Below are 19,173 nucleotides of genomic sequence, written 5' to 3' on the forward strand. Positions count from 1 at the left end.
ATCCGATTTCAGGCAACCAGCACTGGCTCATTTACGGTCAGTGCATTCACTGCGGCAGCGATCTGGTGCAGCTCGTCGGCATTGAGCGCCGGGTGTACCGGCAAGGCGATAATTTCACGAGCTATACGGTCTGCGACGGGTGTTTCCGCCTCAATTCCCAACTTCCGATAGAGGGGTTGCTGCGGAATTGGTAAAGGGTAAAAGATTGCCGTACCGATACCGGCTGCATTCAACTGTTTGATCGCAGCATCACGGTCGCCGATCACCCGGATCGTATATTGATGAAAGACGTGACGCACATCTGGTCGTACATACGGCGTAATCACCGCCGGATGGCGAATGTGCTCATTGAGGAATGTCGCGTTGGTAATCCGCTGCGCCGTAAACCGTTCGCATTTCGCCAGTTGGGCACGGCCAATAGCCGCTTGCAGATCGGTCATACGGAAGTTATAACCGAGCATCTCGTGATAGTAGCGAACGCGACTACCGTGGCTGCGCAAGAGACGCAAGCGGTCGGCAATAGCCGGATCATTCGTCGTAATCATACCGCCCTCGCCACTGGTAACATTCTTGGTCGCGTAGAGCGAGAAGCACCCCACCCCAAAACTACCGACCGGTTGCTGACGGTAGGTTGCGCCAACCGCCTGCGCAGCATCTTCGATAATTGCCAGGTGATAACGCCGGGCAATTTCGACAATCGGCGCCATGTCTGCCGGTTGTCCATATAGATGTACCGGCATAATCGCTCGTGTACGTGAAGTAATCGCGGCTACAATCAGATCGGGGTTTATGTTGTAGGTTTTGGGATCAATATCAACAAAAACCGGTGTCGCACCCGTCATGAGAATGCTGTTAGCAGTTGCAATAAAGCTAAACGGCGTCGTAACCACTTCGTCGCCTGGACCAATATTGTGTGCCAGCAGCGCCAGGTAGAGCGCAGTGGTGCCATTCATCACTGCCACGGCGTAACGAGTGCCGCACAGAGCGGCGAATTCGGCTTCAAAACGCTCAACTTCCGGCCCTTGTGCAATCATCCCTGATCGCAATACTGCCAAGACGGCTTCTTCTTCTTCGGGGCCGATGAGTGGTCGGGAAACCGGTATCATCGCCGACCTCCTACTTCTCTGGCCTGCAATGTCGCTGATTGTAGAGCGTTTTCTATCTGGCGACCCAGATTAACTGCCAATGCGTGACAGATAACGCTATGAATATCTTCAACCAGAGGCATAAAGTGATTTTTGACGTGCAGACCAATGCGGGCAATGCGGTACAGTTTGCCGCCATCAAAGCCGGTAATACCGATGGTGATGGCGCCAACGCTATTGCCCCATTCGATAGCCCGCACGACGTTGGCCGAGTTGCCGCTGCCGGAAATCGCGATGATGATGTCGCCATCCCGGTAGAGGGATTGCAATTGCTCGACGAACACGTCGGCATAGCTTTGATCATTAGACCAGGCAGTGATCAAGGGAATGTTGTCTGTCAACGCAATCGCTCGCACCCGGCGCGTTTGCGGTTTTATCGTCCACTTGGTCAGATCGCAGGCAAAATGCGAGGCAGTTGCCGCACTACCACCGTTTCCGCAAATGAAAATGGTTGAATCACGTTGATAAGCATCCCAGATAGCATCGGCTACCTGTTGCAATTCAAAGAGTGGCAATTGTTCGAGAGTCTGGCATGTCTGTGCAACATACGATGGAAGATCGTTCATAACCCCTCCCCCCGTTCAACTTCAACAGCGTTTCACGAACGCGCAACCATTAACATACCGGCACAAATAACGATGACACCCGCAGCTCGTAATGGATTGACCTGCTCGTGAAGGACCAGCCATGCCAGGAGAAAAATGATGATGTGATTGAGGCTGACAAAGGGGTACGCCACGCTAAGATCGATTCGCGAGAGTGTAATCAGCCAGAAGAAGGTACCGATCCCGTATACCAACAAGCCACCGATGACCATCGGCGAGGTCACAATGCGCCAAATAATACCCGGTGTCGTCTCTAAGCTTAGAGCCAGCGGCCCCATTGCGCCCATACCCTGCTTGAGCATCATCTGACCGATGACACCCAGGGCCGTCGCGATCAAGATCAACATAATTGTGCTCATCGCCAGTGTACCCTTTCGTCGCGTTGGCTGCTCGATACCGGCGGTAACCGTTGGCGGGCTGTGTCTGATAACATTTTCTTCGGTCTGTTGCATTGAACCCTCTTCGTTCATCATCAACGTTTATCGACCGTGTGAAATGGCCTTTGTCCGTGGTTGCGTTAAGCGACGCTGAAGAATACTGGTCATATAACGAATGTGCGTTTTCGTAATTTGCCAGACCCGCGCTTTCGATTGTCCGTATTGCCGAACCCGTAGCGTAGTTGGATACTCAGCAACACGATACCCGCTGAGCAGAGCTTCAACCAGCCACTCAGTGACCATCAGAAAGCCATCTGCGTGGGTGGTAATGTGATCGATGACATGGCGGCGGCAGGCACGGAAGAGAGCAGTGTAGGTATGAATACGCGCATCGACCAGCAATCGATAACAGAGCGAGGCCGATTTGCTGATAAAGACGCGATAGGCAGGCACATTCTCGATACCACCACCGGGGTGATACGGTGAGGCAGTTACCAGGTCAACATCAGGCGTAAGGTGAGCTAAGAGTGCAGGAATCTCACTGAACGGGTACGTTCCATCACTATCGCAGGTGACGATGATCTCGCCGATGGCATGGGCAAAACCGGTACGCAGAGCAGCGCCCAGACCGCGGTTTGTCGCATGATGAAGGATGACAGTATCGGGCCAGGAACCGAATGTTTGTTCGAGAAGTTCGCCTGTTCCGTCGCGACTACCATCGTTGACCAGTACAAGCTGCACGTTTCCGCGCTCACGCAAACCTGTCAGTGCTTGCCCGAGCCGGTCACGCATGATAGATAACCCTTCGGCTTCGTTATAACAGGGAATGACAATGGAAATATCGTAGTGTGCCACAGGTAGCTCCTACCAAAACAAAAGAGTAAACGTTTTGGAGATGTGATGGCAAGATGAGAACGATTAGGTGGTTAGATTATCTACGTTCAAGCTAAAGTTCCTCTAAAAATGTGTGACCGTTATATGAAAATTTCTTCATGGCGCTTCTGCCGACTGTCATTGCGTAATAATTGGCTTCTAGTTGAGCAACACTTTGTTGCCAGTCATGGTATTGTTCGACATACGCTCTTCCGGCGGAGCCAAGCCTGGCTCTTCGTTCGGGATCGGCCAATAAGTTTAAGATGGCGTCGGCAAAGTCGACAGCTTCATCGGCTACGATCAGGTCACGATCCGGTTTCACGTGCAGTGCCACCGTAGCCTGGCGTGCCGCAATGACCGGAGTTGCGGTTGCCATTGCTTCCAGCACTTTGTTCTGCACACCAACACCGTAACGAATGGGGGCCACTGCGATGGTAGCCTGAGTCAGGTAGGGCCGTAAATCGGGCACTGCCCCAGTGACGGTGATCCGTGGATCGGTGGCATATGCGCGAATACGCGCTCCTGGTTCAGCACCGGCCAGCGTAACGGTAATCTCAGGCCGAACCGCCCAGACGTGCGGCATAACCACTTCAACCAGATAGCGAGCAGCGGCTTCATTGGCGTGATAGCTCATTTTACCGGTGAAAATCAGGTTCGCCGGCTGACGTGGGCCGATATATGGTTGAAAATAGTTGAGATCGACCCCGTTCGGCACGACCATCACCGGCGCCTGTCCGGTATCTGCCAACACCCGATTGAGCGTTTTCAGCGCCCAGGCGTCTTCTGGAGAGGTGACGAATACTGCTGCAAAGCGATGGCGATACGCCGCTTCGTAATGGCGCGTGCGGGCCAGATCAATCAGTGCCCGCAAGCGACCGCTCAGGCTGCTGCCCCGACGAAATGTGCGTTCAAATAACAGGCTGATACTATCGACGGCGTCAAGTACGATAGGCGGGCCGAAACCGTACTGTCGTAACGCTGCTAAGCCAATTTCGGCGGCGCGTAGATGTTCGATGTGGATCAGATCGTAATCAGTACGCCGTAGCTCGTGAACTACTGCGGCAATCATCGCTGGGGTTAAACAATGGGCAGCCTGAAACGGTAATGACGAGGGCAGTGCCCGCATATATGCCAGCATGTGCTCTCTGGCGTGGATCGGCACGGCAATTACTCGCCGACAGAGTGAGCATAACTCGTTCATAGCCGGGCCATTATCGGCAACACAAACCAGCGTGATGGTATGCCCACGTCGAGCCAGATGGCGAATAAACTGGTACGGTCGTACTCGAATGGGTGAGGGTGTGTAAGGGGCAATAAAAAGGATGTTCATCGTCATAACCCACTTGTTACCGTATGCACTCGTTGCAATGCAGTCGCGTATAGCTGATCAATCGCCGGACACACAACCCGCCAGTCGTAACGCTCGACGGCCAGTTGTCGTCCCTGGTCGGCCAATTGTCTGCCCAATTCGGGATTCCGGAAGAGTTGGATCAACGCGCCGGCAAATGTGGCCGGGTCATCACCCACCAGCAGGTGCCGACCGGGAACGACATCAATCCCCTCATAACCAATGGTGGTCGAGACAATCGGTAAACCACGAGCCAGCGCCTCCAGGATTTTGACCCGCATACCACCACCAGCATGGACAGGGACGATCAACGCTGCGGTTCGGGCGAAGTACGGGCGCGGATCGGCAACGTAGCCCGGTACTTCAATGGCCGGATCGGCAGCCAGACGTTGCACGGCTGCCGGTGGTCGTGCACCGACCAACGCTACTCTGGCGTTGGGTAGCGCTTGTTTGACCAGCGGCCACACTTCGCGGACAAACCAGATCACACCATCGACATTGGGCGGCCAGAACATCGTAGCCATGCTCAGAATGGTGTCCGGCTGCGTATTACGATGGACGAATGCCTCTTCACGAGTATCAATTGCGATGGGAACGATCCTTGTTGGTGGCAGAGTCACTCCAGCTTCGTCCGCCGCCAATCTAAGAAAAGCGTAATCTGGTTCACTCACCGTCAGCATCCCGTCGAAACGGGCACATAGCCGTGCCTCGGCACGGCGCAACCGACGTGCCTCGATTTGCAATCCAATTCGCTGGATCAGATGGGAGCGGGCAGCCATACGGGCCACGATAGTCCACACGGCATTGTGTTGATCGACGATGCGGGCACCACCGGACAGATCGACAGCGAAAGGAGCCATATTGAGCTGGTCGGCATGGATAATGTCAAAATGTTCTCGCGTTGTCAGTCTGTGGAGGAGCCGCTGTAGTTCGGGTGAGGCATCTCGACTGAGAATAAACGAGACGCCCGTGAGGGCACTGATCGCCAGAAAACGTGCATCTTTCCAGCGCGAGCGGCGGAAGGGAACTGTGTACACCTCACGACAGATCCGACGTAGCGATTCGGCGTTTGCCTGTTCTTGAGCGCTACGTACCAGCGAGACCAGCGTAACCTCGTGTCGTTCACAAAGGTATTGTAAGACGTTGTAGGTCTTGATTTTGGGGCCACTGTCAGGTGGATAGGGTGCGATCAGGGTTAACAGTAAAATGCGCATATATTCACCCCTGTGGCGGCACGACAGGTAACGATACAAGCGTTGGTTGCACCGTCGTTGCCGAAGGCTGATCGCCGGGTAGCGAACGGAAGAGGAAGATAACGCCGACTGTGATCAGGAGCAGGAGTGGTACCAGACTCAGCGGCCCTTCCAGGTGCAGAACCATGCCCAGATTGCGGGCGATTTCGCCATTTCGCCATGCTGGAACGATGTAGTCAGACCAGGGCGAGCGAATTGCGTCTGTTGGAAAGAGCTGCGTAGCGGTTACTTCCATCCAGACTAATCCGAACGAGCCAGCGATAAGGAACAGAACGCCACTACGCCAGCCAGGACGAGACCAGACTGATGCGCTGAAAAGGATAGCCGGTAGGGCAAGGAACGGGATCATCGGGACGATGTAGCGCGGGCCGGCAGCAAAGCCCCCCCACCACATGATCGATGAACCGTAGAAGATCAGGAAGCTGAGCGGTACCAGCAAGAGTACCCACCACTCGGCACGATGCGTTCGTTGTTTCCATCCGAACCAGTAGGCTGGAATTGCCAGTAATAGCCACGGTGCCCGAAAGAATAAACCGCGAAAATCACTGAAAGTCAGTCCCCAGATCGCTTCCCACTGCGGTCCGACCAGACTCATAAAGCCGGTATGGTGCTGCTCTTGCCAGAGCGCCGAGTGGGCATAGCCTATTGGCCACGGTGTGCCAAAAGCGGCAAGGTCGTACATTACCAGCAGTGCAATAGGGAACGATCCGCCCAGGGTCAGCGAGACCAGCCAGCGCCATCCATGTCGGTAGACTGCGTACAGCCCAATAACTGCTGCTGCCAGTGCAGTCGGATATTCACTGATCACGGCCCAACCCAGCAGCAACCCCACTACGACACCGCTAACAACGGGGGACCAACCTGAGTGTGGCGACCAGGACAGGACGAAGGCGGTGAAGAGTAGCACTGCCACCAGTTGGTGAGCGTAGAAATTACTGGCGTAAGGGGCAGCACTGGTTGCCAACCCATAGGCAAGAGTGCCAATGCTGGCCGGAATTGGCGCAACTCCGAGCCGTCGCAAGACGAGAAAGAAAAGACCACCAAACAAAGCGGCTGGTAACGCGACAAGAACAAGCGTTAGCGCATACTGGATCAGGGCAAAACGAATCTTATCAATCCGTAAGCCACTACCCTCTGGATTCAGGGTCTTCTCAAACCGATCACCGATTCGCTCTAACTGTGTTCGTACCGGTGGCGCATCGAGAAGTGGCCGCATCATCACGTAGATCGGCACACCCAAAAATGACAGACCCGGAGGCTTATCAGTGTAGGCATGACCGTTGTAGATCGCATAATCTCCCGTATTTTCGACGTAGCGGTCGATCCGTGGGCTGCCATCGTCAACCAGGGCCAGCACCAGATTCAAGCGTGAATTTTGATTCCAGTCAGACCAACGTGGTAAGACGTAAGCGTAGCTACAAAAGAGCAGCATTACAATAAGCCAAAACCGATACATCGACGTTCCTTCTCCTGCTCAGGGCACCCTTCGCTGCCACAGAGTGTAAGGCCCGGCACTGTAAAGCGGGATATAATCACGTTGCAAGTGTTCGTTATTGTAGATTCCGGTATACGTGCTAAAGGCGCCGGTAAGAACATACGGTGGCCTGTTGGCTAAACCGTCGTAGATAACCGGTGGCCCACCTAACCAGGCGTGACGAACCGCTCCATCCAGCAGTTCAGTTGGAACGTAGTGGTAGTTGTGATCGGTAAAGATAGCTAACTCTGGTTCCCACGTCTCAATAATGACTGTGGTAGGCACATGCTGATTGAGAAAAGCTGCCATGCGTTGGGCTGAGTCATCTGGACGAAAGACAACCTGCGCGGTTAGACTGAGCGAGAAGCCAACGACCAGGATGAGATACATGCCGATTGCCGTAGCGAACAGCGGTTGACGGCGACTCCAGAGCCAGTTCAGCAGATCACCGATCATGCGGGCTACTGCTGGGGCACCGAGCGCAACGGCAGGAAAGGCGTAACGGGGCCAGCCAAGAGAAACCAGGTACCAGCTCAGCCAGAGGAGGGCAAGCAACGTTGGTACTAGTTCGGCGAAGGCCCTGGCACTGCGCTGACGACAACGCCAGAGACTGTACAATAGGGCCGGAATGAGCAAGCCACCGTACACTTGCACCAGATAGCGGATCGCTCGTGTACTGGCGTCAATGTCAAAGACAAAGATGGCCCCACCCGCAGACTGGCGCGTTTTAGCCAGATTGGCACTGAAATCAGCCGGGCCAAGAAAGGCCAGCATGATCAGCAACCAACCGGCAAACATACTGCTGGCTATGACCGGTGGCGCAAGACGCAACCACCAGTCTCCAACCCGAAAGAAGCGCCAGTCAAGAAACGCTAACAACAAGAGCGATGGGGCAACAATCAGGGCAAACTGGTTTTTCGTGATCAAGGCCAGGCCAAAACCGATTCCGGCAAGTAGTGCATTGCGACGGCGATGATCTGGATGCAACACTGCACTGGTGTACGCCAGCAACCCTACTCCAAGCCAGGCCAGTCCTGGTACCTCGCCTAATACCTGACGTCCGTACTCGATCATGCCCTCAAATCCACGGGTACGTGACGCGATTAAGAGCAAGACAGTCAATAAAGCGAGGGACTTGCCGTGTAGGCGGTGGGCGAGCCGGTAAAAGATCCAGAGGGCAACCAACAAATACACCACGATCACCAGCCGCGCAGCCAGCAGATCAATACCGACAAGACGAAAGACCAGCGCAATCGGGATCATAACCGTCGGCCCTACACCAATTGTCGGCCCAAAATAACGGAACCCCTCGCTGCTGATGTCGGCGTAAACACCGTGGCGTATCAGCGTTTCTGGCACGTGCAGGTGCGATCCCTCGTCAAACCAGGTACGTGGCGCATACGGAAGATTAACGAATGCCAGCAACACAATCGTACCGATCAGTACCAGTGCTGCGACTCGTTCACCGGAACGCGCCAGTACTGATAAAGGATTCACCTGGTTGGTGGCAAGTTGCCCGTCCATAGGCTCCCCAAAGTCAATAACGATCCTGTGGCGCGGCGATCACTTTGCCGCGCCACCGCGTGTTGGATATTCGCTACTAATGCCTTACATCGTGCCGCTACCGCTCAGTCGCCGTAGCCCTTCATCGCTCGGTCTGGCGCCGATCCACTTCAGATGGTTGATACCAATTTGCCAGAGTTGTCCCCAGGTTTCCGGATTTGCCGCGCCTTTAAGGAAGGTCATAATCGGTCGTGGCCGTAACGACCACTCACGCGCAGCACGTTTGGCCCAATACTCAAGATCGGCCGAACTGAGGTGGGGATAGTTCAAGACGGTGTGGGAGTACATATCATAGTCTTCCCACTGATTCATTCGAATCCAGCCATTAGCGACGGCTTCGTAGTAGAATGGCGTACCGGGGTAGGGTGTGGCAATGTGGAAAAGCGCAATATCGAGCGGCAGCCGCTTCGAGAGGGCAATGGTCTGCTGAATCGTTTCCACCGTCTCACCGGGCAGACCAATAATGAAGTACCCCCAGTTCATAATTCCAGCACGATGGCTGGCAGCAATCGTTTCTTCGATCCGCTTTACTGTCGTACCTTTACGGGCACGCTTCAAAATCTCTTCACTCCCACTCTCCAATCCCCAGGCGATCATGAAACAACCGGCCTTGCGCATTAAACGCAGCTCATCTTCATCAACAAAATCTACCCGGCTATTGCAGCTCCAGCGCAGCTTTAAGCCCTCTTTGATGATTGTATGGCAGAGATCGTAAACGAACTCTTTTTTGACGGTAAACAGGTCGGCCTCAAAGTGAATGTGCTTCATCCCCATTTCTTTCAGCATCACCATCTCTTGCAAGACGTGATGCGGGCTGCGATGACGCACACTCGACTGATAGGTCACATGCTTGATACAGTAACGACAACCGGCCGGGCAACCGCGACTGGTGAGAACGAACGTGTAAGGGCCACCGACAATAGGAACTTTGTAACGTTGCCACGGCAACTGATCGTGAAGCGGAATGGGCAGCGTGTCGAGGTCTTCGATAAATGGTCGGTCAGGGTTGATCCGCACTTCACCGTGTTCGTCGCGGTAGCCAACGCCTAGGGTTTCGCGGAGTGCTTTGGCAATAATTTTGGGATGCACACCTAAAAATCGACCGCGCGTTGTCAGATAGGAAGCATCGGGAAAGGGCAATTTGCGCCACGGCGGCGTAAGATCGGGATTGCCAACCGCTACCGTCTCGGCAGCGCGCTCTTGTTCGACCACCCGATCAATCGTGCGAATGACGTCAACAATGGTTAACTCTGGCTCGCCACGTACCACGATGTCGAGCGTTGGGTACGACTCAAGCGTTTCACGGGTCATCGGCGTGACGTGGGTACCGATCGCCATCGTAATGGTCCCCACTGCTTTGCCGATGAAGGTTGTGCGCATGTCGTTCGTTAAAGTGGGAGCCGTTGCGTGGATAATCATATAGCGCGGCTTCTTTTCCCACATATATTTCTCGAACGACTTCCAATCCATCATCAACCCGATTGCATCGATAACTTCGACCGTATAGCCAGCCTCTTTCACTACAGCGGCAATCTGAGCTAATGCGGTTTGTGGCCAGATAATGCCGTCACGAGTGCGACGACCGACACGGGCAATGTCTCGTAAGAAGAGATCGCCGTCAGGTGATGGTGGGTTGAGCACCAACACGTCGAGCCGTGGGGTCTTTTCACGTGGCATCTCAACAAAGCGGATTTCACCGGCCCGTTCGTTTGGGCGGGCGGGTGCAACCAGCTTAATCCCTGTTGGTTTGTCGCCGGGTGCCTGTTTGCGCTGAACCGGACTCGTTTCCTGCTCGCTCATGGTCTTTCCCTTTCTGATAGTGTCGCGCCGCTTCGTCTCTTGGTGATGCGGGCAGGATACCAGCGGCGAAATTGCGCTATAAATCTTGCACCAAACGAAAGTTGTATGCCATGACATATCATGGCGAAGGTCATTATCACAAAACCGGTATTTACAACTGGTCCAACCAGAATATGGAGTGGTCGATTCCAGCCGGCAATCTCGTAGCCAAATAGCATATCGATCGCTTGATGAAATTCACCGGCAATATGCTTTTCATATTCGTACCCTAAGCCAAAGAGCAATGCACTAAAAAGCCAGACAGCATTGGCACGGGTAGGTGTCCGGTAGAGCCGAATACTCAACCATAATGCTGACCCTAGTGCGAAGATGATCGGCCAGTTGTGGCTAACCAAGACTATCAAATAACCGAGAACATAGTGGCTCTGGCCAAGATGTTGTTCGCTCCATCTGAAGAATGGTTCCACGGATGCTTCCTTCATTACGCTGTCTGGGCTGCTGCTTCGACCGGTGTCGTGAGTGGTGTGTAAGTCCAATTCAGATCGGCTTCCTGCTCGATCTCACGTCGGCTTAGCTCGGCCAAAACTCGCACCAAACCCCAGGCACTGACCAGTTGAACGCCCGTCAAGACGAGCATGGCACTGACAACCGGTGCAAACCACGAGTGTGCTAAGGTAGGGTTGGTCAGATCAAAAGCGACCGCCGCCACATAGGTTGCGAATCCACCACCTATTGCCAGTAATCCCAACCACCAGTAGTGGCGCTCGATCCGTCGTCCATTGCCGCGCCGACCGAACAAACCCTGGCGAATGGCCCGTTTATGGAATAGCGTCACCAGGTAGCTAAACGAAGTACCGGTGGTGTAGAGTGTCACTCCGGCGACAGCCAACACCAGTGCGCCAAAGAGCTGAGGGAATGACCAACCACCCAGGAAGCCAAGGGCGATGCCAAGGCTCTGCCCCCCAATGATCAGTCCGGCTAACAGCAGTAACAAGAGACCGATCCCGCCGAAGATGCGCACCGGATTATATGTTAGCGCCGTCCAGACAATCGATTTAGTGAATCGGAGACCGTCGCGAATCACATGCAGTTTGCTCCGTCCGGCACGCTCTTTGTAAGGAATGGGAATCTCGACCATGCGCAGCCCTTCATGAAGGGCACGGGTACTCATGGCCGGTGTAAAATCGAGGGTGTTTGGCAGTGGGTAGATAATAGGGAGAATCGATCGTCGTAAAACGCGCTGACCACTTGCACTGTCGCTTATCCGTACACCGGCTACCAGTGAGAGCATGGTGGCAAAGATCAGATTACCAATCCGACGCACCAATGGCATCTCACTGTGCTCGCCAGCCATCCGGCTACCGATCACAATATCTGCCCCCTCGAGAGCGACTTTACACATAGCGGGAAAATATTCGGGAGGATAGGTACTATCGGCATCGAGAAATCCGATCAGCTCTCCGCGAGCTTGGCTGAAGCCGGTCTTTAGTGCGCCACCGTAACCGCGATTCTGCTGCCGAATCAGCCGCACCTGATCACCGAAACCTTGCACAATTGCCGCAGTTCGATCTTTCGAGCCATCGTCAACGACAATGCACTCCAGATCGTCGATCCCAACCTCTTTCAGTGCCGGGCGGATAGCAAGGACTCGCTCGACAATAGCAGCAATGCCATCTTCTTCATTGTACGCCGGTATCACAACGGAAAGTGTCGTCATGTGTTCCCCTCCCCCTGCTGATATAACCCCCTCAGTAGACCGGCACAGAATGTTGTTCGTGTGGGAATGGATCGGTGCGTAGATTACGAATGACCCGAGCCGGATTTCCCACGGCAATGCAGTAATCGGGAACATCCCTGGTTACGACAGCTCCAGCCCCCACAACGACATTACGCCCGATCCGCACACCATCGAGGATAATTGCGCCGCTCCCAATCCACGATCCATCACCAATGCTGATCCCTTGCGCTGTGATACCCTGCATACTAATCGGGCGAGTCGTATCGTGGAAGACATGATTGACGGCCAGTATCTGCACCAGCGTACCCAGATACACATCATCGCCGATGGTGATACCGCCTTGCCCGCGCAAGATACAGCTCTCACCGATGAGCGAACGTCTGCCGATGGTAATGTGACTGTGCGGGAGATTGCGAAAGTTGTATACATGCAGGATGGCGTTTTTCATCACCATACTCTCGTCGCCAATCGTGATTCCGCCAGGGCAAGCGTGCAGATAGACCCCATGATCGAGGTACACTCCTTTCCCTAAGCGAACATTATCGGCAAAGCGGATCCGAACGCCGTCTTCGATAGCAACGATCCCGTCGATGTGCATCAGCGTCCGGTACACTAACGCTCGCAAGCCAATCCCAACGAGGCCAGGTATCCAACCACAAATACTTTGCACGACCTGCTCGCTGATGTAGCGGGTTAGTGAGCTTGCCTGTCGACTCAAGTAGAGACGTAGTCGCTCTTCCATAGGTATCCTGAAGCTCATCCGAGCACTGGGCGTTTGTAGAATAGTTGATAGGTCTGAATATTGACTAACGATTAGTAGATATGTTGGTGACAAAAAAATAATTATCTACTAATAGATGCTTCCATAATCACAACGGCACGTTCGGCTGCCCCACTAACGATAGGGGAGCGAGCAGTGCGAAGACGACTTAAACCAGGAGGACTGAGCCAGGTTGCAGTGCCGGTGAGAATGCTCTCGTAGGTGTTGCCGATGAGCACAGCTACACCAGCCTCAACCAAATAGCGCCATTCGGTTTCGTTGCGTACCAGCAGGATGGGTGTCCCTAAGACGGCAGCCTCTTCCTGAAGACCACCTGAGTCGGTGAGCAGGGCCTGCGCCGACTGTACCAGACAGAGGGTGTCAAGATAACCCAGTGGACGGATCGCCAGAATCCGTGGTGAGAGCTGCAAACCCTGTCGTTCAAGGGCGGCCGCAGTGCGTGGATGCACCGGAAAGACTATCCGGTAGGTTTCAGCCAGCTCGTTAAAGGCCCGAACAATCCCCGGCAGTGTATTTGGCTCGGTATTTTCGGCGCGATGTAACGTTAAGACCAGATACTCACCCGGTGTTAATTCCAGTTGTTGCAGAATTGTGCTCTTCGCTGCGCGCTCGCGATGCCGGAGCGCCGCATCGATTGCTGTCGAGCCAATGACGTGGATCCGCTCTTCCGGTAGCCCTTCAGCGCGCAAGTTCGCCGCAGCTATTTCGTCGGCAGCCAACAGAATTTCAGCGATATGATCGACAATCACGCGGTTCAGTTCTTCGGGCATTGCCCGATTAAACGAACGCCCGCCCGCTTCCAGATGCACCACCGGAAAGCCTAGCTTCGCTGCACAGAGCGCGCCGGCCATTGTGGTGTTGGTGTCGCCCTGAACAAGCACAAGATCGGGCCGCTCTTGCAGCAAGATTGGCTCCAGGCGCGAAAGAATACGGGCTGTCTGTTCTCCGTGTTGGGCTGAACCGACGCCGAGCATGTAACGTGGACGCGGGAGGTTGAGTTCTTCAAAAAAGATGGCATCAACTTCATACGAATAGTGCTGGCCAGAATGTACCAGAATATGATCGAAACGCTCTTCAAGCAGGGGAATAAGTGGTGAGAGTTTAATAATCTCAGGTCGAGTGCCGAGAACGGTCAGAACACGAGCCATCGTTTACCTCTCTTCGTATTCGAGTTGAACACCGTAATAGCGCTGCAAAAACGTGCACAATGCGTCGAGCACTGCGTTACGATCAGCACTACGTTGGTTGGTCTTTAAATCAAGCCAAAGGGTTGACTGCGCTGGACGCCAATGATGCCGACAGATGATCCAGAGGGTTGGTTGATCAGGGTCAGAATAGGGAATATCACCACTTGCCGGCACTAGCACAATGCGGTACGTGTGCTGACCAACTTGAACCAGTGGATGCGGTTCCTCAGTTAGCAGTTGCAAGTCGCCGTGATGCACACCAATAGTCAGAAAGTGACGCAGCATCTGTGCAGCGATTGCCTCAAGTCGGCGTGGCGTGATCGTGCGCTGCATCCGACTCATCGTATTTACAACCCGCGCCGGATGGCCTTCGACAATCGAGTCGCCCGGGATTTCGCCACTGACGACTGAACGCGAGTTTACAAAACTGTTATCGCCAATCGTTGTGCCGGGATGGAGAAAGACACCGGCTGCACACCAAACCCGCTGACCAATGACCACCGGTGCGAACCGTACCCAGTAACCTTCCGTGTAGGGCAAGAATGAGCCGTGCGTGTAGACCGTACAACGCGCCCCAAGTGCACTCCAATCACCCATTCGCACCTCTTCTTCGGTGTTAATGAGCGATTGCGGGCCGATGTAACAGTGATCGCCAATCCACATCCCGGCAGCACCGTAAACCAGCGTGAAACTGCTGATAATGCTGTAGCGTCCAATTCTGAGATCACCACCGCAATGAATAACTGTCAGCGGACGAATGGCGCTGTAATCACCGATACTGATATGATGGCCCATCACTGTGCTGAACCAGCCAATTGATACCCCCCGCCCGATCTGGGCACCGCAAGCAATGCGTAAGATCATCGGCTTGAACGCCGGTGGCATAATAAAGAGCAACCAAAAAATGACAGTTCGCAAGATGTTCATATCGGCTGTGATGAAGTCTTCAGGGAAAGCGGTTGGTTCATCGCTTCTTCATTTAGACCGGTACTGACGGCTGCAAGCTGATTTGCTCGTGTTATCCAGTGTCTGGCAATCGCTGCCGGGGTGGCAAACCAGACACGCCCACGTGCGGCAAGGTCTTCCCACAATGCACGATAGGTCGCTGCCCAGCCGGGGAAGAGGACATCATCATAGACATAATCATGCACATCGACCAGCAGCAGACCTCCCTGTTGCGTAACTGTGTCACGTAATTCATCCAACAAGCCGTGGCGCTCACCGGGATTGTATTGTTTCTGCCCAAACAGATGATCGTCCATCCAGCCTGTAGGCAGTTGCAGTGTCCGAATTGCCCGCCGGAGTTTCCGATGCCACGGAAAGAAGGGCCAAGTACTGCTCCGTCGCCAGCCCATATAATGGTTATGGGTCAGCGAAGCATCGTATTGAAAGCCAACCTGTTCGTGTAGAAGGAGCGTTTGTTCTGGTTGGCGGGGATCGAGATGCCAGTAGTGATGACGATTCCCCTCAATAGGCTGACCACTGGCCGTAGCCAGTCGCTCGCGTTCTGCCACGAAGATGTTGTAATCGGTATAGGCCAGATAACTGGCATGAAGACCAATTTCCCAGCCCGCAGCACTCAATTCGCGAAAGAGTTGACGGAAGTGAGGAGCCTGTACGTTGTAGAAGGGATCGGGCCGACCGGTAGCGTATTCCAGCAACGAACCCTGGCGGGCTACGAAGTAGAACGCCGAACGAGTACCGAGTCGTTCTTCGAGCGCCATCCATGAGTGAAAATGCCAGTGGTGACGCCGACCACGTACCACATCAAATGCAGCCCGTAGCCCTCTGATGCCCTGTCGATGCAGAATACGCAGTGGTTCTAGCCAGCGCACAATCTCTGGGTAATCAACATCGTGACCACAAGAAGCTGCTAGCATAGCCCCATTGGGCCAACGAGGTAGTCCACGCGGCAATCCACATCGCTGGAGCATGTCTGTCAGCCAGCAGCCAATCGCCGAGGCTAATCCGCGGCGTAGCAAGCCTGCGGTGAGCATTGGCGAACCACTCAAATCGCGATAGCCGTGTTTGAGCGTCGGATATTGATCTTCTTCGTAGCCACTGAGCAGCCAAAACGCAGCAAAAATCGGGTCATCGGCAATATGCAGGCTGCCATTAACTACCTGCGGGTATGCCTGCGAGGTATCGCCTTCCAGACGCGGTAAGGTGTAGCCGTGACATTGCGTATGGCCGATCAAACGAACCTGCTGAGGGTTGGCCCAACGTTCAGGCTGAGCATGGATCACTATCTGAGCCGATGGTGCCAGCGCTGGATCGGTAACGTAGGCAATCGTTACCGCTGAGGCATTCCACGGTAGTTCCTGCCAGCCATACCCCATACCGGTAAGCAACGTGCGCCAGGTATAGGTGATTTCAGGGCGTTGTGGTGCCAGCATCGGATCGATTGCCAGATGAACTATCGGTATCATAGATATTCCAGGTTCATCCACACCACGGCTACGACGATTTCCTCATCTTCTTAAAGCGGGCACTGTGCTGTTCCTGGTCGGTAATGACAATCTTGACCGGAATCTTGTACGGTGCCAGTCGTTCGCGACAGAATGCACGGACTCGTCGCTTCAACTCGGTCAGGTCTTCCGGCTCGAACAGATTAATGCGCGCTGTCACAATCTGGCCGGTGATCGGATGCCGTTCACCAACCACTGCGACATCTTTGATATTCGGTAGCTGTAACAAAACACTCTCTACTTCAGCCGGGTATACCTTTTGTCCGCCTACGTTGATGATCTCGCTTCGTCGGCCTAAGATGCGAATGTGTTCTCCATCAACCTCTACCACATCCTGCGTATTCATCCACCCTTCGTCATCGAACGGGCTGGGGGCATTCAGATAGCCGAGCATCGCCGATTTGGCCCGTATCCACAAGACCCCATCGACGACTTTGGTCTCAAAACCCTCGCCGCCGATCTTGACCCACAGGGAATTGGAATCACGCGATTTCGAGCGCAGAATGCCCAGCTCGGAAAGGCCATACGTCTGCAAGAGTTGGACGTGCGGGAATAGTTCATGAATTCGTTGCAGCGTACTTTCCGGCATCACTTCCGTCCCATACGTGATCAGCTCCAGCGACGAGAGGTCGTAGCGTCGGTAGGCTTCGGAGATCAACAGCAGATTGAGAAACGTTGGCGAGGTTGGCAGGGTTTGCACACGGTGCGTTTCAATGGCGCGACAGACGACATCAGGATCACGTGAGGGAACGGACACAACCGTACCACCGTTTGCCAGCGTATAGAAGAGCGTGTTGATCCCGCCGATGTGGTCGAGGAGTAAGAAGGTCAGCGTTACGCGCCGATGACGGGGAACTTTGAACTTTTCGAGCAGCGGAATGAAATCGTGAAGGGCAGCCTTGCTCTTACCGGTCGAGCCAGATGAGAAGAGCACCAACCCCGGATGCTGGCGTTCAATCAATTGCAACGTCAATGGATTGGTAACGTGTACCGGGCGTCGTTCGATCTGCCAGTGATCATCATCGGTGAAGCGTACCACGACCTGTACTTCGGCAATCGCCAGAAATTCCTCGCGCTGCGCAGCCACACTCGGCGTGAGGGGCACGACAATATCGTTTCGCTCGATCAACGCTAAGAGCAGACTCACAGCGTTCGGAGAATAATCACCTTCAATGGTGACCACTTGACCAGGACCAACGTCGTGGTGATCAAGTATGTCGTGCCAGGTCTTGATGCGCGAGAGCAGATCGTGATAGGTGTATGGATGGTCGTGCCAGACAATTGCCGGATGCGACGCCCATTGGGCCATGCGTTCATATAGCCATCCAATGCTCATCACAAACCTCCATGTGGTGCTCCCAATCACCCACCGCCGCCAAGATAGAGGACCTGACCGGTAATGTTGTCGCTAGCCGGATGCACGAAGAAATCAATCACGTGGGCAACATCACGAAACGTTCCGAAGCGACGAATAGCCAGATGGTCGATGATCTGTTGCAGTTTTTCACGCGGCACGCCTCGGATCAAATCGGTCTCGATGGGCGTTGGACCAATAGCGTTCACGGTGATCCCGAACGGAGCAAACTCCCGTGCCAGCACGCGGGTCAACATTTCAACGGCACTCTTGGCTGCGGCGTACAACGCTTCACCTTCGAGGCGCAACGGCACCGCAATGGTACTGAAGTTCACAATCCGACCATAGCTTCGTCGGCGCATGAGTTTGGCTGCTTCGCGGCAAACCAGAAAACTTCCCAAGACGTTGACATGCAGAATCTGACGCGCCGTTTCACCCGGTGTCAACAGCGCGTGGTTCATTGCGGCAATCCCAGCATTGTTGATGGCAATATCGAGCCGTCCGTGCCGACGGTGAATAGAACTCAGCATCGCTTTGACCTGACTCTCATCGGTCACATCAACACGATGATGGGTATAGCCGGGTCGTTCCCAGTCAACCGGATGACGGGCACACCCTTCTACCAGCGCTCCGCGTTCGAGAAAATGGTCAACCAGGAAGCGCCCAATCCCGCGACTACTGCCCGTTATAAGAACGACCTCTCGTTCAGTCACGGTCTGACTCCTCACTGATGAGTTGTTCAAGGTAATCGACCAGCGCCCCAACACTCCGGAACGGGCTATGACGCTGCGACATTGCCCGATCATCGGCCAGCGTAAGGGTCAAGCCAAACTGCTCTTCAAGACGCTGTTCAAGGTCGACTACCAGCGTGACCAGAGCCAACGAGTCGAGCAGTGCCCCTTTGCCAAACAGAAGCGTTTGTTCATCAAGCGTTGCGGGTATGGGGCGGTCACTTTGCTCAAGGATGTCACGCAGACCGTCGATAACCAAGTTGCTCAGTTCAGCTCGCGAAATGGGTAGACTCGTCATATTTCGTTACTCCTATTGCTGTATCGATAAGGTAATACGTGAATACGTGATCAGTGGAACATAGACCCGGATGTGTGGTGTAGGTACTACGCTACCGATTGATGGGGTGACCGATGGTGTCTGAGATGCGGTTGGCACGATCGTGTAGGTCGCCGTTGGTGACGTAGCGCTGGTTGCC

At 54.3% G+C, this 19,173-nt stretch carries 18 protein-coding genes; all 18 read right to left on the reverse strand.

Annotated elements, in window-relative coordinates; all coding sequences use genetic code 11:
• Nucleotides 1–8: 8 nt before the first annotated feature.
• On the reverse strand, nucleotides 9–1,106 hold the full coding sequence (locus JE47_RS0109320) for a DegT/DnrJ/EryC1/StrS family aminotransferase (protein WP_031459496.1): 1,098 nt from the start codon (nucleotides 1,104–1,106) through the stop codon (nucleotides 9–11).
• Nucleotides 1,103–1,711, reverse strand: coding sequence for an SIS domain-containing protein (locus JE47_RS0109325; protein WP_031459497.1), 609 nt, complete (start codon nucleotides 1,709–1,711; stop codon nucleotides 1,103–1,105). Before JE47_RS0109325 ends, JE47_RS0109320 begins: the two co-directional genes overlap by 4 nt.
• A gap of 32 nt (nucleotides 1,712–1,743) precedes the next feature.
• Nucleotides 1,744–2,202: an EamA family transporter gene (locus JE47_RS0109330; protein ID WP_031459498.1), complete on the reverse strand. Its 459-nt coding sequence runs from the start codon at nucleotides 2,200–2,202 to the stop codon at nucleotides 1,744–1,746.
• 27 nt (nucleotides 2,203–2,229) lie between these two features.
• Nucleotides 2,230–2,982, reverse strand: coding sequence for a glycosyltransferase family 2 protein (locus tag JE47_RS0109335; RefSeq protein WP_031459499.1), 753 nt, complete (start codon nucleotides 2,980–2,982; stop codon nucleotides 2,230–2,232).
• 91 nt (nucleotides 2,983–3,073) lie between these two features.
• A complete protein-coding gene (locus JE47_RS0109340; protein ID WP_236631184.1) occupies nucleotides 3,074–4,336 on the reverse strand; it encodes a glycosyltransferase in 1,263 nt (420 codons plus the stop codon).
• A complete protein-coding gene (locus JE47_RS0109345) occupies nucleotides 4,333–5,562 on the reverse strand; it encodes a glycosyltransferase family 4 protein (protein WP_031459501.1) in 1,230 nt (409 codons plus the stop codon). The genes JE47_RS0109340 and JE47_RS0109345 overlap by 4 nt, the downstream gene beginning before the upstream one ends.
• 4 nt (nucleotides 5,563–5,566) lie before the next feature.
• The gene (locus tag JE47_RS0109350; protein ID WP_031459502.1) at nucleotides 5,567–7,057 is read right to left on the reverse strand and encodes a hypothetical protein; all 1,491 of its coding nucleotides are present in this window, start codon (nucleotides 7,055–7,057) and stop codon (nucleotides 5,567–5,569) included.
• Nucleotides 7,058–7,075: 18 nt separating this feature from the next.
• The gene (locus tag JE47_RS0109355) at nucleotides 7,076–8,599 is read right to left on the reverse strand and encodes an ArnT family glycosyltransferase (protein ID WP_031459503.1); all 1,524 of its coding nucleotides are present in this window, start codon (nucleotides 8,597–8,599) and stop codon (nucleotides 7,076–7,078) included.
• Between the two features lie 84 nt (nucleotides 8,600–8,683).
• A complete protein-coding gene (locus tag JE47_RS0109360) occupies nucleotides 8,684–10,438 on the reverse strand; it encodes a B12-binding domain-containing radical SAM protein (RefSeq protein WP_031459504.1) in 1,755 nt (584 codons plus the stop codon).
• Nucleotides 10,435–10,905: a hypothetical protein gene (locus JE47_RS20465; protein ID WP_236631185.1), complete on the reverse strand. Its 471-nt coding sequence runs from the start codon at nucleotides 10,903–10,905 to the stop codon at nucleotides 10,435–10,437. The genes JE47_RS0109360 and JE47_RS20465 overlap by 4 nt, the downstream gene beginning before the upstream one ends.
• 14 nt (nucleotides 10,906–10,919) lie before the next feature.
• A complete protein-coding gene (locus tag JE47_RS0109370; RefSeq protein WP_031459505.1) occupies nucleotides 10,920–12,155 on the reverse strand; it encodes a glycosyltransferase family 2 protein in 1,236 nt (411 codons plus the stop codon).
• 31 nt (nucleotides 12,156–12,186) lie between these two features.
• Nucleotides 12,187–12,918 carry an acyltransferase gene (locus tag JE47_RS0109375; RefSeq protein WP_031459506.1) on the reverse strand — a complete coding sequence of 244 codons (732 nt, stop codon included), beginning with the start codon at nucleotides 12,916–12,918 and terminating at the stop codon, nucleotides 12,187–12,189.
• 101 nt (nucleotides 12,919–13,019) lie between these two features.
• Entirely contained in the window at nucleotides 13,020–14,105 is a 1,086-nt protein-coding gene (wecB, locus tag JE47_RS0109380; protein ID WP_031459507.1) for a non-hydrolyzing UDP-N-acetylglucosamine 2-epimerase, read from the reverse strand.
• Nucleotides 14,106–14,108: 3 nt separating this feature from the next.
• Nucleotides 14,109–15,071 carry an acyltransferase gene (locus JE47_RS0109385; protein ID WP_031459508.1) on the reverse strand — a complete coding sequence of 321 codons (963 nt, stop codon included), beginning with the start codon at nucleotides 15,069–15,071 and terminating at the stop codon, nucleotides 14,109–14,111.
• Nucleotides 15,068–16,573: a polysaccharide deacetylase family protein gene (locus tag JE47_RS0109390; protein WP_051871115.1), complete on the reverse strand. Its 1,506-nt coding sequence runs from the start codon at nucleotides 16,571–16,573 to the stop codon at nucleotides 15,068–15,070. The genes JE47_RS0109385 and JE47_RS0109390 overlap by 4 nt, the downstream gene beginning before the upstream one ends.
• A gap of 28 nt (nucleotides 16,574–16,601) precedes the next feature.
• Nucleotides 16,602–17,948, reverse strand: coding sequence for an ANL family adenylate-forming protein (locus JE47_RS0109395; protein ID WP_031459510.1), 1,347 nt, complete (start codon nucleotides 17,946–17,948; stop codon nucleotides 16,602–16,604).
• A 26-nt stretch (nucleotides 17,949–17,974) separates the two neighbouring features.
• Nucleotides 17,975–18,679: an SDR family NAD(P)-dependent oxidoreductase gene (locus JE47_RS0109400; protein ID WP_031459511.1), complete on the reverse strand. Its 705-nt coding sequence runs from the start codon at nucleotides 18,677–18,679 to the stop codon at nucleotides 17,975–17,977.
• A complete protein-coding gene (locus tag JE47_RS0109405) occupies nucleotides 18,672–18,995 on the reverse strand; it encodes a hypothetical protein (RefSeq protein ID WP_031459512.1) in 324 nt (107 codons plus the stop codon). Before JE47_RS0109405 ends, JE47_RS0109400 begins: the two co-directional genes overlap by 8 nt.
• Nucleotides 18,996–19,173 lie beyond the last annotated feature (178 nt).

The organism is Chloroflexus sp. MS-G (assembly GCF_000735195.1).
Classification (GTDB): domain Bacteria; phylum Chloroflexota; class Chloroflexia; order Chloroflexales; family Chloroflexaceae; genus Chloroflexus.